Source organism: Vibrio sp. D404a, from assembly GCF_030248535.1.
In the GTDB taxonomy this organism is placed as follows: domain Bacteria; phylum Pseudomonadota; class Gammaproteobacteria; order Enterobacterales; family Vibrionaceae; genus Vibrio.
Map to the genome: position 1 here is coordinate 169,980 of NZ_JAHGAJ010000022.1, position 15,922 is coordinate 185,901.

Consider the following 15,922-nt stretch of genomic DNA (forward strand, 5'->3'; position numbering starts at 1 on the left):
ACCATCAATGAGATGACACTATCGCATCTCACTAATTTGCAGTGGTACGTCTAAACACTCACATCGAGTTCGACAGGTGGTCAGCAGCATATTGAAATGGTGAATTTGGTTGAGCTAACTCTCTTTATCACGTCTTATCCTGATTACCCTGCCTAGCACTGACAACGTAACACTGCCAACCCAAAGCCAGTTCATTCTGGCTTTGACCCTTTATATATAGGTGGTTTACATGTCCGTATTCACGCTGGTGGAAGATTCTAGCCGCCGCATTCATGTTCAAGTGGCAAGACAAGTTGCCCGTAAGATCTTATCTGGCGAATTAAAAGAAGAAGAAAAGCTACCCAGTGAGATGGAGCTTTGTGAGATCTTTGGCGTCAGTCGAACTGCGTTAAGAGAATCAACCAAACTGCTCTCTGCAAAAGGACTTATTGAATCCAAGCCTAAAGTGGGGACTCGCATTATGCCGCGTTCTAACTGGCACTTTTTAGATCCTCAACTCCTCGATTGGATTCAAGATCTTGAAGACACTAAGCCGTTTTTGGCCCAATTCTTAGGACTTCGCAAAGCGATTGAACCGGAAGCGTGCGCGCTCGCAGCTCGCAATGCAACTGTCGAGCAACGTAAAGAGCTCTCCGTTCTATTTCAAAAGATGACACTCGCCGCAGAGAGCTTTGATTATGGAAGCTGGACGGTCAATGACCATCTGTTCCACCGCACGATTTTCCTTTCGACGGGTAACCAGTTCTACATTCCGTTTGGCAACATTTTGTCGGCGATTTTCCGACAGTTTATTGATCACTCGGCAGAAGGTGGGCGTTTCTGTCTTGCAGAACACAAAGCCATTTACGACGCCATTATGTCAGGGAATAGCGAAGGAGCACGGATGGCTTCTCAAAGCCTGTTGAACGACGACAATCAAAAGCTATCTAAGGTACCTTTAAAGGTCGCGGCAATGGCTTAATCGATAAGTCACGTCTCTTCAACTACAACATTCGATTAAAATACTCATGATATAAACCACTTATATCATGAGTTTGCTCTTTAAGAGGTCATTGTGGCATCTCAATCTTACGTCAAAAAGAACCTTTCCCTTGCCTGGCCGTTAGCACTCAACGCCCTGTTGATGCAGTCCATGCTGATGATCGATACCTTGTTGGTTTCACCACTTGGCGAAGTCTCCTTAGCGGCCATGGGTATCGCGACCACGGTTATCGCCTTTATTCTCGGCATTCAAATGGCGCTCGCCAACGGTACTCAACTTGTACTGAGTCGCGCAGTAGGTTCAGGCGTTCAAGCCTCACTCTCCCGAGCATTTTTAGCCGGGATGCTGATTAATTTTGGTACGGCTTTTCTATTCTTCCTTGCCCTAACCTTCTTTGATAACTCACTGATCAGCACGCTTACCGATGATGTTTCGCTGCATGATGAGATTGCCGTCTACCTCAGCTTCTCCAAATACATTGTCTTGTTCACAGCAATAACCCAAGTGATCATCGCGCTGTTTAACGGCTTAGGTAAAACCAAGGTGCCGTTTAGAGGCTATTTAATCGAACTGCCTGTGAACGTTTTGGTGAGCTACGTGTTCATCCATGGTTGGTCGAGCTTTGAAGGATTAGGGGTACAAGGAGCAGCGATAGGCAGTTTAGTTGCGATAATGATTCGTGCGGTCTATCTCTATTTGTGTATTCGATTTGAGAACTGCATTGAAGTGTCGCTGAACGCTTTCGGCTCTGACTTTTCACGCAATGTCGTTAATCACTTTAAAGAGATATTCCCCGTCGCTGCGAATGTGACCATGCTGTCGATTGGCGCGACCATTTACCAACTGCTTTACACGCAGCTTAATATCAACGCTTATGTAGCGATTACCTTGGTCATGCCTTGGATTCGCGCTGGGACCCAGTTTATTACCGCTTGGGCTCACTCGTCTGCTATCACAATCAGCCAAGCGATTGGCTCAAAGCAGATGACCGATCTAAGAAAGAATGTTGATGCCAGTATCGATATCGCGGTGATCATCTCGATTCTGTCGATGTTCTTCTTTATCGCACTGAGTTTCTTCATGGGTGATATCTACCCCGATCTGGATAGCGCCACCTATGACGCTCTAACGGTGATTGCGCCGCTCTATATCTTTCTTCCGCTTGTCCGTGGCTACAACACGGTTCACGGCCACGTATTGAGAGCATTAGGTCAAACCACGGCAGTATTTAAGATTAACTTCACCGGTCAATGGATCGTCTCGATTCCACTATGTGCTTTGATCATTTTCGGCTTCGATGGCTCTATTTTCTGGGCATTTGCGGTTCAACCTTTCGAAGAGATGGTCAAGGCGCTGCCGTTTAGACACCTTGCAAGAAAACACCTTAAAGAGTTTGATGAAGAGAAAGCCAAAAAACTGATGTACGACTAACGCACAGTACACCTCTAACTTTTAAAATAACAATGCCCTATTTCGCTATGAATATAGGGCATTTTTATCTTGTATTGATGACACTAACTGAGTGTTAATCGAGGTCGAATTAACTCATAAAGATAGGCAAGTTCATCGGCCATTTTGAAGCGTTGATTAATCACACCACCTGCCATATGAGCGTGCCCGCCACCATAACCAAGGCCTCGATCATTGAGTGCCCCTCGCACAACTTCAGCGACGTCATTATCTTCACACTCTGAACGGAGAGAAACAAACGTCCTCTGATACGATCTCGCGCTCAACACCACGATGTCAATCTCATCAACCGTCAATAGAAAGTCTCCAAGAACCCCTAGCATGTTCTTTGGGCACCCTTCAGGCAAAATAGCAAACGCACTATTCTTGTCACGTTTCATTGAGGTCAACATAGAATCAAAATATTGAAGCTCTTGATATTCGATCTGATTTCGACAGATGCCATTAACGGTCACCATGTCAGCAAGGCGCTGCAATTGAAACAGTGCCTTAATATCCGCCTCGCTTACCGACCGAGTAAAGCTTGCCGTATCAAACGTTAAGCCCACCAGCAGAGCCGTCGCGATTCGCTTTGGAATCGGTATCTTGTAGTAGTTAAAGTACTCAACCATGATTGTCGCGGTCGAACCATAGTCGGGCCTTACATCTGCATACCAAACATAGCTCGGTACCTTGACCTGATGATGGTCAATCACAGCGACTTCTAATCCCGGTAAGTCCGTTACATTCGCTTCGCCAATACAACCATCGACCACAATGATTTTGTCGCTCGGTTTTAGGTCTAACTGGTGTGATTTAACGATTGGAATGTCTAGCCAACCGATTAGATTATTGAGTGATACTCGGTCGATAAAACCCTGATATGAAAGAAAAGGGGCAAAACCCTTCTTTTTAAGTAGATAAGCCAATGCAAATGCCGAAGCGATAGCATCATGATCAGGAAAGTCATGAGCCTGAACTATCACTCGCTCACTGCCTTTTAAGTCGACTAAAAACTGATCAAATTTTGATAGAGGCATTCCATTGTCCCTGCCAAGTATGTTGGAAGCCACATTGAGTCCTACAGCAGCAACCTAACCATTACAAAAAGGGACAGTATATCGCGACAGATAAATGCATCTATATGAATATCTCGCTAATATGACTTTGCTCTCACTAACATCACAGATGAGTCTTTCTTGACTGGCTTAAAGACTCAACCACCCAATTTCACCGTCATACTCTTTCTTCAATTTCCTCTCCAATCTCGTTTACACACCCATATTCTGTGAAGTTTTCTTATCAGATTTTTTTGTTGTAGATAAACCTTTTCAATAAATACCCAATCAAAATCGACTTTAATAAAAGTGAAATATTCGATTTATAACCTCCCCTTCGACAACTTAATAAGTCTAGTCATATTTTACTGAGCTTGAATAATCACAATGTTTTACTTGAACACTAGAACGTCACACTTATTCAAACACCGATATTATTCTGAAGAATAATGGATTAACTGGAGATATACCGTGAAATTGATTAAAACTACACTATTGTCGTCTCTACTTGTTGCGGCAACATTTAATGTTTCTGCGAATACGACGATTAATGGTGCAGGTGCAACTTTTCCTCATCCAATCTACGCGAAGTGGGCTGAGCAGTACCAGCAAGCTACTGGTGTGCAAATCAACTACCAAGCGATTGGTTCAGGTGGTGGCATTCGTCAAATCACAGCTAAAACCGTTGATTTCGGCGCAACAGATGCACCGTTAACAATTGAAGAGCTCAACAAAGAAGAGATGATTCAATTTCCAATGGTAATGGGTGCAATCGTACCGGTTGTAAACATTCCTGGCATCGAAGCAGGTGAAATGAAACTAACAGGTGAAATCCTAGCGGATATCTACCTTGGCAAAATTAAAAATTGGAACAATGAAGCAATCGTCGCACTAAACGGTGACCTATCGATTCCTTCTCAACCAATTTATGTTGTCCACCGCTCAGATGGCTCAGGCACAACATTCAACTTCACAGAATACCTTGCGCAGGTTAATGAAGATTGGAATAGCCAAGTCGGTGTCGGTAAAGACATTACTTGGCCACGTGAAGCAACCACTATTGGCGGTAACGGCAATGCTGGCGTAGCAAACTTCGTAAGCCGTACTCGTGGTGCGATCGGCTACGTTGAATATGCGTTTGCGAAGCAAAACGACCTAACTCACACACAGATGGACAGCGCTGAAGGTAAGTTCTTGCAACCTACTATGGAGACTTTCCAATCTGCAGCAGCAAACGGCGACTGGGCGAATGCGCCTGGCTACCACCTGCTACTGAATAACCAGCCTGGTGCCGACTCTTGGCCTATGACTGCAGCAACTTTCATCTTGATGCATAAAGATCAGAAAGACTCAGAAAAAGCCAAAGAGATCCTCAAGTTCTTTAACTGGAGCTACGAGAACGGTGCTGATGCTGCGGAAGAGTTAGATTACATTCCAATGCCAAAAGCAGTTAGCCAAATGGTTAATGCAACTTGGTCTGAAGAACTCACTACAAACGGCAAAGCCATTCTTAATTAATCGATAGATTATTTAATTTAACAGATAGTAACTTTTAATTGAGAACTCATACCGCCACTTATTATTTCATCGACCGTAGTTAGGCCCCCTATAGGCATTTAATTTACAGCGAGGAATAACAAGTCGGCGGTACTTATCATGCTTATGAATAATACAATGAACTTTAAAAGAATAGACGGTGATTCAATATTTGAAAAACTGAGCTTCACCTCTTCTATTCTTATATTTTTTGCCCTAACCGGTATCATCCTTTCTTTAATTGATGGTGGTTGGAAGGCTTTTTCTGAATTTGGTCCAGGCTTCGTATTTAACAATGTTTGGGATCCGATCAATAGCAACTTTGGTGCAGCTTCCGCTATCTACGGTACGCTAGTCACCTCTTTTATTGCTATCTGTATCGCGGTTCCTGTCGCACTCGGCACTGCTATTTTCCTAGCAGAGCTTGCTCCTAAATGGATTAGCACGCCCGTAAGTAAAGCTATTGAGCTTCTTGCTGCTATTCCAAGCATCATCTACGGTATGTGGGGCCTGTTCGTCTTTGCACCTTGGTTCTCTGAAGGGTTCCAAATGTGGGCACTGACTAACTTATCCGGACTGCCAATTATCGGCACTTGGTTTAGTGGCCCGCCTATCGGGATCGGCCTTCTGAGCGCAGGAATCATTCTCTCTTTCATGATTCTACCTATCATGACGGCTTTAACTCGCGATGCCTTACGTTCAATTCCAGACGTACTACGCGAAGCTGCGTATGGCGTAGGTGCAACCCCTTTTGAAGTGATTACTAAGGTACTACTTCCTAAAGTAAAAAGTGCTGTGGCAAGTGCCGGCATTCTCGGCCTTGGGCGTGCGCTTGGTGAAACGATGGCGGTGGCTTTTGTCATCGGTGGTGCAAACCGCATCGAAACATCACTGTTTATGCCAGCAAGCTCGATCTCTTCGACGATTGCACAGCAGTTTAATGAAGCGACCAATGAAGTTCACATCTCTTCGCTGATCGCACTAGGCCTAGTGTTATTTGCTATCACATTCATCGTAATGGGTGCAGCTCGATACCTAGTAAACCGAGGTAAATCATGAACCTAAGAAAAATAAAGAATGCACTCTTCTACGCATTGTGTATCGGCGCGACTGCAACGGGTATCATCGTGCTTTCTAGTATCCTTTACACACTGGTTGGTGAAGGTATCAAGGGCATGAAGTGGAGCTTATTCACAGAGCTCACTCCTGCGCCGGGCAGTGAAGGTGGCTTAAAGAACGCTATCTACGGAAGCCTTGTCCTAACGGGGATGGGTATTCTTATCGCTGCACCACTTGGCGTTCTGGCGGGTACTTGGTTGTCGGAAGCACCAAAAGAGAATAAGACCGCTGAAACCCTGCGCTTCCTTAATGGAATGCTAGTTAGTGCACCTTCAATCCTAGTCGGTCTGTTCATCTACGCCGTGATTGTGGTGCCTATGGGTTCATACTCAGCGTGGGCAGGCTCAATTGCGCTAGCCATCCTTGCGTTGCCTGTAATCATCTCCTCAACTGAAGAGATGCTTCGCCTAGTTCCACCAACACTTAAAGAAGCTGGCAGTGGTCTTGGAGCTCCTAAATGGCGCGTTATCACCAAACTGAGCTACCGCGCAGCAGGTCCAGGGATCATCACCGCGATCTTGCTCTCGATTGCTCGTATCTCAGGTGAGACTGCACCACTGCTCTTTACAGCACTAAACAGCAGCTTCATGACCACAGACATGGGCGCGCCAATGGCGAACTTACCTGTAACCATTTATCAATTTGCGATGAGCCCTTACGCATCATGGCAAGAACTGGCATGGGCTGGTGCCCTGCTGATCACATCCTTTATTTTATTTGTAAACGTACTAGCGACAAGCTTGCCTAAATTATTGAAAGCGAGAAAAGCATAATGACTGCCATGACTAACACAGTAGTAAACGAGAACGTTGTCACTCCAAACGTTGATCCTATGTCTATCCCTGCTGCCAATGACCAAGCAATGTCATGCCGCATGCAAATAGAAGACTTAAGCTTTTTCTACAACAAGAGCTTACCTGCGGCGCTTAAGGGCATTACGATGCCAATCTACAACAACAAGGTAACAGCGCTAATTGGCCCATCAGGTTGTGGTAAATCGACTCTGCTGCGCACAATGAACCGCATCTACGACCTTTACCGCACTCAATATGCAGAGGGTGATATCCTGCTTGATGATGAGAGTATCCTTGGCTCGATTGACCTAAACGAACTGCGCTCAAAGGTGGGGATGGTTTTCCAAAAACCAACGCCGTTCCCAATGTCTATTTACGAGAACATGGCGTTTGGCCTTAAGCTAAAAGGCGGTTTCAGCAAGCAAGAGATCGACACTCAAATCGAAAAGGCACTGAAACGCGCACATCTTTGGGAAGAGGTGAAGGATAAGCTACATGCTGACGCGATGGGCTTGTCAGGTGGTCAACAACAGCGTCTATGTATCGCGCGTACTATCGCACTACAACCAGAAGTGATTCTGATGGATGAACCGACGTCAGCGCTTGACCCTATCGCAACGGCAGCTATCGAAGAGCTGATTACCGAGCTAAGAGAAAAGTACACCATCGTTATCGTGACTCATAACATGCAACAAGCAATGCGTATCTCAGACTACACAGGCTTTATGTACCTTGGTGAGTTGATTGAGTTTGGTGAGACTGAACAGATCTTCAAAGCGCCAAAGAACGACCGCACGCAACGTTACATCTCAGGCGACTTCGGTTAAGCCTTTCTCACTCACATAAGTACGAGTCACTCACTAACACTTACCAATAAGAAGAGCGCCAATTAGGCGCTCTTCTTGTATTTTAATCTTTAGTAAATTTTAAGTTTTGATAAAGAACCGATTAACGACCTGAGTAGTACATACAGATCTTCACGCCGTCGAACTCGCGAATCTCAAACGGAATCTCGTAGATAGACTCCATCACTTCTTTATCGACAACCTCTTCCACTTTTCCTGCTTTGATCACCTGCCCGCGCTTCATCGCCACAATGTTGTCTGAATAGCTGGATGCAAAGTTGATGTCATGAATCACAATCACAACGGCTTTATTAAACTCGTGAGCTAAACGGCGCAGTGTCTGCATGATTTCGACTGAGTGCTTAATATCGAGGTTATTCAGCGGCTCATCGAGAAAAACATAGTCAGTATCTTGTGCAACAACCATCGCGATAAACGCCATCTGACGCTGACCGCCACTGAGTTGGTCAAGATACTTGTCCTGAATATCCGTAATACCTAAGTGCTCTAAAGCTGTATCAACCACCTTGTGGTCATTATCCTGCATTCGACCTTGTGAGTGCGGGAAACGGCCAAAGCAGACCAATTCACGCACGGTAAAGCGCATGTTGATGTTGTTCGACTGTCTTAATACCGCAAGGTGTTTCGCCAGCTCTTTTGTGTCCCACTCAGCCAGTAACTTATCGCCAATAAGAACTTCGCCCGCGTCGCTGTCAGTAAGGCGACTTGCCATTGAGAGTAACGTACTTTTACCAGCACCATTTGGACCAATAATGGAAGTTACTTCACCTTTCGGAAACAGTGCACTGGCGTCATCAACAACGGTTGTCTTGCCATACTTCTTACTTAAACCTGTTAATTTAATCACTTCTCACTACCTTTATTGAATTCTGGTGCGTAACAACAAGAACATAAAATACAAACCGCCGACGAGGTTGATGATAACGCTGACCGTGGTTTCAAAATTCATTACCTTTTCCACGAACCATTGGCCAGAGACCAACAGCGCCACCGCAAGTAAACTGCTCGCTACGATAAGTACGCGGTGTTGATAAGACTGGAAGATTTGACGAGCCAAACTCACCGTGATCAATCCAAAGAACAGAACTGGGCCAACAAGAGCAGTTGACACAGCGACCATGATCGAAACGATCACCAGCGTGAATTGCGTCAAACGCTTGGTGTTTACGCCCAAGCTGGTAGCGTTATCAACGCCAAGCCATAGCACATCGAGTTTGGGTGCCATGACCCAAAGAGCCAGTAACGTCAGACCCAGTGGAATCATACTCAAGTAAACCAATTGACCTTTGACATTGTTAAAGCTCGCAAACATTACATTCTGCAGCACCGCAAATTCATTCGGATCAATCAGCATGCCTAAGAAGTTGGATAGGCTGCCAAAGACACTGCCACACACAATACCAATCAACAGCAAAGTGAAGACGTTATTTCGTTTACTCTTGAAGTAAAAATGGAACAGTCCGAACGAGAACAACACCATGATGCCCACTGACAGGGCAAAGTTTGCTACCGCATCGATCACCCAGAAGCTCAAACCACCAAACACGAACAGGAGCGAGACTTGAACCAACAGATATAGGCTATCGAAACCAAGGATCGACGGAGTCAAGATTCGGTTATTGGTGATGGTTTGGAACACCAACGACGACGTAGAAATCGCAATCGCCGCCAATACAATCGACAGGATCTTAGGTGCACGCAGCGATAAGAAGAACTCGTAGTTATCCCACGTCAGCCCCTGCCCGATAAACACGCCGATCATGACAAAACAGACAACGGCCAAAAGAGCCATTTTTAAAGAATCACGCATTAGACTTGTCTCTCAGGATTAGGTAAATAAAGATCAAGCCACCAAAAATACTGATAACCATAGAAATCGGAATTTCATAAGGGAAAATAATCACCCTTGCGAGCAAGTCACACGCTAATACTAAGATCACGCCCCAATAAGCGGTCCAAGGTAGGATCTTTTTCATATTGTCGCCCATCATCAGCGAAACAATATTTGGCACAATCAAGCCAAGGAATGGGATAACTCCCACGATCATCACCACAGATGACGCACACACCGCCACCAGCGCAACGCCGATAAACACAATTTTTTGGTAGTTCAGACCAATGTTACGAGCAAAGCTTTCACCGATACTGGCTGCGCTAAATTGGCTTGCGAAAATGTATGCCAAGATACAAGCCGGCACAGCAAGGTATAGGATTTCATAGCTACCCTGCAGCACACTCGCGAAATTCGCCATTGTCCAAGCGGACATGGTCTGCACAAGGTCATATTTGTAAGCAATAAAGGTGGTCAGAGACGAAATAACGTTGCCATACATGATACCGATCAGCGGTACTAGTACGGCATTTTTGAATTTCAAATGCTGTAGGAAGCGCACCAATATCATGGTACCCAAAACAGCAAATGAGAAGATGAACCCTAAGTAGTGCCACTGCGCTGCGCTGCCCAATACAACCAAGCCAACAATATAGCCAAGCATCGCACAATCAATGGTGCCCATAGTGGATGGCGCAGCAAACTTGTTCTGCACGATCTGCTGCATGATAAGCCCTGATACACTCAATCCGGCACCGGCTAACACAATAGCAAGGAGTCGAGGGATTCGGCTGACAACATAAATGGAGTTGGCGTGATCGTTGCCGTTGAAGAAATCACTGAAGCTGATTTCAGCGACACCGATCATCAAGGAAGCAACGCATAAAACAACGAGGAAAACAGCGGCTGCAATGGGTTTAAACATAAATAATTACTAAGGAAAAGTTGGGAGTGTCCCGTGATAGAAACTTACAAAGGATCTAAATAATTACCAAAGCTCTAGAAAATGACATAGGTTCTAAAAAATGACATAGGTTCTAGAAAGTTAAAAGGTAATAAACAGTCAAAAAGGGCTTATAAGCAAGAACTTATAAGCCCAGTATTTTGATAATGACTTACTGCTTAACTGTGCGGTCGATGTCATTCAGCATACGTTGAGTCGCTGTTACACCACCACCTGCCAAGTACCATGCACTTGAATCGATGAATACGATGTTATCTAGCTTTGCCGCTGGCGTTTGAGCCACTAGCGCATTGTCAAACAACTGCTTTGCACGGCCTTCTGAACGACCAATCGCTTGTTCGCGGTCTAGCACATAAATCACTTCCGGTTTTGCATCTGCAATGTACTCAAAAGAGATAAGGTTACCGTGGCTGCCTTTTATCGGTGCTACTTTTGCACTCTTAGACTCAACAAATCCAAAGTCATCAAAGATGATTGAGAAGCGGCTGCCTTTGTTAAACATCGCGATGTTGCTGCCGTTGTTCATTAGCATCATTGCCGTTGTTTCATCTTGAGTGACTTTTTGGTTCACAGCAGTGATTTGTTGCTGTGTTTTTTCAATCAGAGCTTCAACTTCAGACTGCTTTTCAAAAATGTCGCCTAGTGTGCGCCAGTTTCTTTGCGTATCTGCCCAGTACTTGTCACCTTCTACGTAGAACATGATCGTTGGAGCAATTTTTGCCAGTTGGTCGTAAACCTTTAGCATACGGTTTTCTGCGATGATCAGATCCGGTTTAAGCATGTAGATAGCTTCGAAGTCTGGCTCGCTTAGAGAACCCGTGTTTTGAGTTGTCTTTTGGTAAGACTGCAGGTAATCAGGCATTAGCATGTGTGACGCGCCAACTGGAGCGACACCGATTTGATCCAATACGTCTAAGCTACCGTGACCAAGAACGACAACACGCTGTGGTACGCCCGATACCTCGGTTGTGCCTTTAATGTGTTCTACTGTCACTGTTTTTGCGTGTGCTGTCATAAGTACAGACGAAGCTAAAACCAGTACCAAGCCACTCATTAGCTTACGAGCTGAATTAAGTATTTTGTTCATTTCTATTCCTTTGCTGTTATTTCGGTTTCCATGAAACACACGAAAGCGATTGACGTGAGGCCAACCGAACAACTGCGAGATAACGATTATTTAAAGTATGTCATTAATCTGACAACAAATTTGTAACGCAACTGAGAATTATTATCAATAATATTCTCGGGAAGTTTGCTGTGCAACAACTTTGTCATTTAGAAATGTAAAAATGAGTATTACAAAAGAGAATAATGCCCGTTGTGTCATGGTTTTAGGTCACCACTTAGGATCGAAAAATACTCATATAGCACGATATTGAGGAAGGAATTGCGTCGGTTAGATAACACAATTCCTTGGCAAGGAAATGGTTGAAAGGTTCGAACGATAGAAGGGGTTGAAGTGCAGTACGTTTGAAACGTGTGCTATTGCAGCATGTTGGCTTGGACTTCCTTACCACTCTGAGTCAGTGAATAGATCTTCCCCTCGCCCTTTTTCACTAAGCCACTTTTCACTAATTGTCTAAGGTGAAAGTTAAACTTAGTATGGTCTTCTACGCCAACAACACGACAAAGGTCCATAAATTTGAGTTTCTTGTGAATACCAAGGTGGTTGAGCACGGCACGGCGAATCGGATTGGCGAGCGCACTGAAAACTTGGTCATTACTGCGTTCTTCGACTGGCGTTTGTGGAGCCTTACTCGCATGAACACGCTTTAGGGTCACAGAGAGCGTGGCCAAATTAAATGGCTTAGTCAAAAACTCATCCGCGCCCTTCTTCATGGCATCGACGGCTAAATCAACCGTTGCAAAAGCCGTTGTAATCACCACACCCATCTTTGGGTGAGTTCTGCGCAGGTTAGATAAAGCTTCGATACCCGTCATCCCGCCCATCACAACATCAAACAATGCTAGGTCAAAATATTGCTCCGTTGCGCAGTCTAAGGCGTCTTCTGCATTATCAAAGGAGACGACTTCGAAACCTTCCAAAGCCAGCGCTTCCTCTAATACTTCTCGTAACTGCTGATCATCTTCTGCGAGCAAGAGTTTCAATGTCATTTCATCGCCTTTGGTAAAATCACTTGCACCTGCAAGCCAAAATTGGTGTTCTTTAATATCAGCTGACCATGGTGTTGTAAGATGATCTGCTTAGAGATAGACAGCCCCATCCCTGTGCCTTTTCCAACCGGTTTTGTGGTGTAGAAAGGCTGATATACCTTGTCTAATAGCTCTTCGGCTATGCCCTTGCCTGAGTCTTCAAGCTCAATAACAATGTTGGTTCCAAGCTCTTTGGCACTAATGGTAATCGATTTGAAATCTTCAGAAGCATCAATCGCATTCACCAACACATTTACCAACACCTCTTCGAGATACACTTTATCGCCAAGGACATGCAGCCTGTCTGGTATTTGGCAAGAGACCATAAAATCCGACAAGCGATACTCAACCAGCGACAACGCCGATTGGCATAACTGCGAAACATTAACTGGTTCTCTTTTCATTTCTCTATGATGAGCATAGTTCAACACTTCGTGACTAATGTGAGCGGCTTTTTCAATCCCGCCACGAATACGAACCAGTTGTCGGTTAACGTCTTCATTGTCTGGCAAACGGGCCTGTAATAGATCACAGCTCATCAACGCACTGCTGAGTGGTGTTTTCACTTCGTGCGCGACCGCGGATGTTAGCTCACCCAACTCTTTCATTTTGGCATCTTGATAGGAATCATGCAGCATCGACTCAATTTGCTGCTCTCGCTCTCTGTCGAATATTCGCAGTGCCTTCCATAGGAAAAACAGAATCGCGATGGCGCAGAGTGTTCGCGCAAAGATCACCCAAACACCAAATTCAGACGACAGCCATCCGGATGTAATACCATAGAAGATCACAGCGGCACCTGTGTACACAAAAGGCGTAGCCGCTTGGTGGTCTGCATCATAGAATTGTTTGGCATAGATGATCAGCATCATCCCTGCTAATACACCAGAACCAAGACCAAATAATAGCCTTACGTGCTGTGAACTGGTCGTGATATAGACAATGAAGGCTTGCTCGTCATAGCGATCGATAAGGCTGTTAATAAACATCAACAGTAGAGCGATAATGGCAAGCTTTGCCCACTTAACCCAAGGTCGATCAATCAGATCAAACATCTTCCAACCGAACGCACCAAGCAGTAGGTAAGAGAGCCACAGTTTAACGACTTTAAAAAGCTCTACATTTTGAGTCTCATACTGTTTGTGCTCTATCAAAATAAAATAGAGTTCTGACCATTCGTGTATACCATGGATAAAGCCAAACGCGGCCAGAATAGGCAGGAGTTTTGATATGCTGATTTGGCTGTTTTTGTAGTTCCTAAAAATAATAGAAAAACCGATAGCGAAAAACGCTAAGCCATACAGCAAATAGAGAGTAAAAACGGTCAGAATATCCATGGCGCTTAGCATTCACCAATTGTGTTACAGTTCTATGACACCCAGAACAACATGTACACCATTTGAACAATTAGTAACAATTTACATTGTAAATCCACTCTAACCGTTTGATTGTCAATCGGTTAGAAATAGATCGTATTGGTGACTTCCCCTACTCCTTTAATACTCACAGAGATCATGTCGCCATCTTTAAGCGCTTTAGTTTTTCCAGGCGTCCCCATAAAGATCAAATCACCGGGTTTCAAGGTGAAGTAGTGGCTTAAATAACTGACGACTTTCTTCGGGCTGTGGATCATAAAGGTGGTGTTTTCTTGTTGGACGATAGAACCATTTAATCGCGTGGTTAACTCGACATCGTTGTAATCAACACCTCTAGCAATCGTCTTACCGATAGGTCCAAAGCCGTCAGAGGCTTTGGCTCTTAGCCATTGCAAGTCACTGCCCTGCCAAGAACGCTCCGTGAGATCATTACCCACAGTAACACCAAAGATGCCTGCTTCTGCTTCTTCTTGATCCGCTTTATGCAGTGTTTTCCCTATCACCAGCACCAATTCACCTTCAAAGTGCACATTACGTGCATCAAAAGGCGCATGTACTGGTTGCCCAGACAGAACAAGAGAAGAAGGCAGCTTCAAGAACATCGGTGGAGGTAGATCAGGGTGTGAGGCAGCATGACTACGAAAGTTCATACCGACGGCAAAAACCTTCTCTGGCTGAGTCGGAAGCAGTATTTCAACATCCGCAAGCGCGACTGTTTTGTCAGATAGACTATGCTGTGCGAAAAGGCCACCCTTGATGGGCGTAATAGTCTCGCCCTTGAGCTGACCGTAACTCACTTGATCTTGATATTGGTAACGTACAAAGTGCTCGACATTCGCCCACGCACTCAATGAGCAGCTAGCAGCTATAAATGTGCCAATCCATTTCATTCAATCATCCTTAATCACTTAACTGAGTTAGTCGTATCGATAACTTAATGATCAGTATAGAAATTACTGGCTGGTTTGCTGTGTCGAACAAATAATAATTATGCGAAACGTGCTCTCAACACCGTTGCATAGGAAAAACAGAACATTTATTTTGAAAATAATCGAAATAATGCTTGAAAATTAAAAAACGAGGCGTATATTACGCCACCTGGCTCAAAACATGAGCTGTTAATGCAACATCCCAGTCCAAGTTCCCACAAAGACAGTTCACGATACATCGTTACACCATCTCTGCGTCAGCTTTACTTCGATAGTCATTCAATAGCGTCATTTTTTGTCCCAACACCCCATTTGGTTTTGCACTACGGATCCATTGATCGCCGCAAAGCTATCTGGTTAATCTCAATATTATTGTAATAAACACGAGGCACATTATGTCTAAAAGAACAACACGACAAATCCATTGGTACCAACTATCACGCGAGAAATCGCTCAACAAATTTAGAGGCCATAAATGCTCAAAATCCAAATAGACTTATTGAAAGAAAATATCTCTTGGGTCACCGAGATACGACAATTAAACAGTGACATTTTGCATCGCCACATATTGCCAAGGCTGCAACACAACAGTTATCTCATCGACTTTGAGTTTAACGAAAGAGAGAGTATCGGAACCATAATCTCAGAAAGTGGACAGAAGCTAGGACATTTCACAGTCCTCTAGAGCACAAACGCTCCTCCACTAGAAACATCGCCACGTTTCATTCGTAGCAGCAACACCAAGACAGACCTAGTCATTTGCATTTCACATCGCGGCTTTCCGCTAACTAGGTTGTTATTGCTGACTCTACTCTCTCAATCCCACTGACCTTTCTAGTTAAAGTTATCTCTTTATCTCTTTAT

15 protein-coding genes are annotated in these 15,922 nt (G+C 44.5%); 7 read left to right on the forward strand and 8 right to left on the reverse strand.

The window, feature by feature from the left end; all coding sequences use genetic code 11:
* Positions 1–229: 229 nt before the first annotated feature.
* Positions 230–961 carry a FadR/GntR family transcriptional regulator gene (locus tag KI655_RS14600; protein WP_285406346.1) on the forward strand — a complete coding sequence of 244 codons (732 nt, stop codon included), beginning with the start codon at positions 230–232 and terminating at the stop codon, positions 959–961.
* Between the two features lie 162 nt (positions 962–1,123).
* Positions 1,124–2,413 (forward strand): MATE family efflux transporter, encoded by a 1,290-nt coding sequence (locus tag KI655_RS14605; RefSeq protein WP_373417262.1) that lies wholly within the window; start codon positions 1,124–1,126, stop codon positions 2,411–2,413.
* Positions 2,414–2,496: 83 nt separating this feature from the next.
* On the opposite strand, the gene KI655_RS14610 is transcribed toward KI655_RS14605, so the two are convergent.
* Positions 2,497–3,471: a bifunctional oligoribonuclease/PAP phosphatase NrnA gene (locus KI655_RS14610; protein ID WP_285406350.1), complete on the reverse strand. Its 975-nt coding sequence runs from the start codon at positions 3,469–3,471 to the stop codon at positions 2,497–2,499.
* A gap of 489 nt (positions 3,472–3,960) precedes the next feature.
* Here KI655_RS14610 and pstS point away from each other — a divergent pair, with 489 nt between their 5' ends.
* The 4 genes from pstS to pstB all read left to right on the forward strand — a co-directional run bounded on the left by pstS (position 3,961) and on the right by pstB (position 7,765).
* Entirely contained in the window at positions 3,961–5,007 is a 1,047-nt protein-coding gene (gene pstS, locus KI655_RS14615; protein WP_285406353.1) for a phosphate ABC transporter substrate-binding protein PstS, read from the forward strand.
* A 156-nt stretch (positions 5,008–5,163) separates the two neighbouring features.
* Positions 5,164–6,084 carry a phosphate ABC transporter permease subunit PstC gene (gene pstC, locus KI655_RS14620; protein ID WP_285406355.1) on the forward strand — a complete coding sequence of 307 codons (921 nt, stop codon included), beginning with the start codon at positions 5,164–5,166 and terminating at the stop codon, positions 6,082–6,084.
* Complete coding sequence (pstA, locus tag KI655_RS14625) at positions 6,081–6,917, forward strand: phosphate ABC transporter permease PstA (RefSeq protein WP_285406357.1); 837 nt, start codon at positions 6,081–6,083, stop codon at positions 6,915–6,917. The genes pstC and pstA overlap by 4 nt, the downstream gene beginning before the upstream one ends.
* Positions 6,918–6,976: 59 nt before the next feature.
* Positions 6,977–7,765, forward strand: coding sequence for a phosphate ABC transporter ATP-binding protein PstB (gene pstB / locus KI655_RS14630; protein ID WP_285406388.1), 789 nt, complete (start codon positions 6,977–6,979; stop codon positions 7,763–7,765).
* A 121-nt stretch (positions 7,766–7,886) separates the two neighbouring features.
* Here pstB and KI655_RS14635 read toward each other — a convergent pair whose 3' ends face one another.
* From KI655_RS14635 to KI655_RS14665, 7 genes are all read right to left on the reverse strand, one after another.
* Complete coding sequence (locus KI655_RS14635; protein ID WP_285406359.1) at positions 7,887–8,651, reverse strand: ATP-binding cassette domain-containing protein; 765 nt, start codon at positions 8,649–8,651, stop codon at positions 7,887–7,889.
* 12 nt (positions 8,652–8,663) lie between these two features.
* Positions 8,664–9,614: an iron chelate uptake ABC transporter family permease subunit gene (locus tag KI655_RS14640; RefSeq protein WP_285406361.1), complete on the reverse strand. Its 951-nt coding sequence runs from the start codon at positions 9,612–9,614 to the stop codon at positions 8,664–8,666.
* A complete protein-coding gene (locus tag KI655_RS14645; protein ID WP_285406362.1) occupies positions 9,607–10,560 on the reverse strand; it encodes an ABC transporter permease in 954 nt (317 codons plus the stop codon). The genes KI655_RS14640 and KI655_RS14645 overlap by 8 nt, the downstream gene beginning before the upstream one ends.
* A gap of 190 nt (positions 10,561–10,750) precedes the next feature.
* On the reverse strand, positions 10,751–11,686 hold the full coding sequence (locus tag KI655_RS14650) for a siderophore ABC transporter substrate-binding protein (RefSeq protein ID WP_285406364.1): 936 nt from the start codon (positions 11,684–11,686) through the stop codon (positions 10,751–10,753).
* Positions 11,687–12,081: 395 nt separating this feature from the next.
* The gene (locus KI655_RS14655; protein WP_285406367.1) at positions 12,082–12,714 is read right to left on the reverse strand and encodes a response regulator; all 633 of its coding nucleotides are present in this window, start codon (positions 12,712–12,714) and stop codon (positions 12,082–12,084) included.
* Positions 12,711–14,090 (reverse strand): sensor histidine kinase, encoded by a 1,380-nt coding sequence (locus KI655_RS14660; RefSeq protein ID WP_285406370.1) that lies wholly within the window; start codon positions 14,088–14,090, stop codon positions 12,711–12,713. Before KI655_RS14660 ends, KI655_RS14655 begins: the two co-directional genes overlap by 4 nt.
* Before the next feature lie 122 nt (positions 14,091–14,212).
* Positions 14,213–15,019, reverse strand: a complete 807-nt coding sequence (locus KI655_RS14665) for a fumarylacetoacetate hydrolase family protein (RefSeq protein ID WP_285406372.1) — start codon at positions 15,017–15,019, stop codon at positions 14,213–14,215.
* Between the two features lie 514 nt (positions 15,020–15,533).
* Between KI655_RS14665 and KI655_RS14670 the strand changes: the two genes are divergently transcribed.
* Positions 15,534–15,743, forward strand: a complete 210-nt coding sequence (locus KI655_RS14670) for a hypothetical protein (protein ID WP_285406373.1) — start codon at positions 15,534–15,536, stop codon at positions 15,741–15,743.
* The last annotated feature ends 179 nt before the right edge of the window (positions 15,744–15,922 follow it).

Coding starts and splice junctions, on each gene's coding strand:
- KI655_RS14665 (WP_285406372.1), bottom strand. CDS start 15,019: ATGAAATGGATTGGCACATTTATAGCTGCTAGCTGCTCATTGAGTGCG.
- KI655_RS14645 (WP_285406362.1), bottom strand. CDS start 10,560: ATGTTTAAACCCATTGCAGCCGCTGTTTTCCTCGTTGTTTTATGCGTT.
- KI655_RS14650 (WP_285406364.1), bottom strand. CDS start 11,686: ATGAACAAAATACTTAATTCAGCTCGTAAGCTAATGAGTGGCTTGGTA.
- KI655_RS14660 (WP_285406370.1), bottom strand. CDS start 14,090: ATGGATATTCTGACCGTTTTTACTCTCTATTTGCTGTATGGCTTAGCG.
- KI655_RS14640 (WP_285406361.1), bottom strand. CDS start 9,614: ATGCGTGATTCTTTAAAAATGGCTCTTTTGGCCGTTGTCTGTTTTGTC.
- KI655_RS14610 (WP_285406350.1), bottom strand. CDS start 3,471: ATGCCTCTATCAAAATTTGATCAGTTTTTAGTCGACTTAAAAGGCAGT.
- pstB (WP_285406388.1), top strand. CDS start 6,977: ATGTCTATCCCTGCTGCCAATGACCAAGCAATGTCATGCCGCATGCAA.
- KI655_RS14600 (WP_285406346.1), top strand. CDS start 230: ATGTCCGTATTCACGCTGGTGGAAGATTCTAGCCGCCGCATTCATGTT.
- KI655_RS14670 (WP_285406373.1), top strand. CDS start 15,534: ATGCTCAAAATCCAAATAGACTTATTGAAAGAAAATATCTCTTGGGTC.
- KI655_RS14605 (WP_373417262.1), top strand. CDS start 1,124: ATGCAGTCCATGCTGATGATCGATACCTTGTTGGTTTCACCACTTGGC.
- KI655_RS14655 (WP_285406367.1), bottom strand. CDS start 12,714: ATGACATTGAAACTCTTGCTCGCAGAAGATGATCAGCAGTTACGAGAA.
- pstC (WP_285406355.1), top strand. CDS start 5,164: ATGAACTTTAAAAGAATAGACGGTGATTCAATATTTGAAAAACTGAGC.
- pstA (WP_285406357.1), top strand. CDS start 6,081: ATGAACCTAAGAAAAATAAAGAATGCACTCTTCTACGCATTGTGTATC.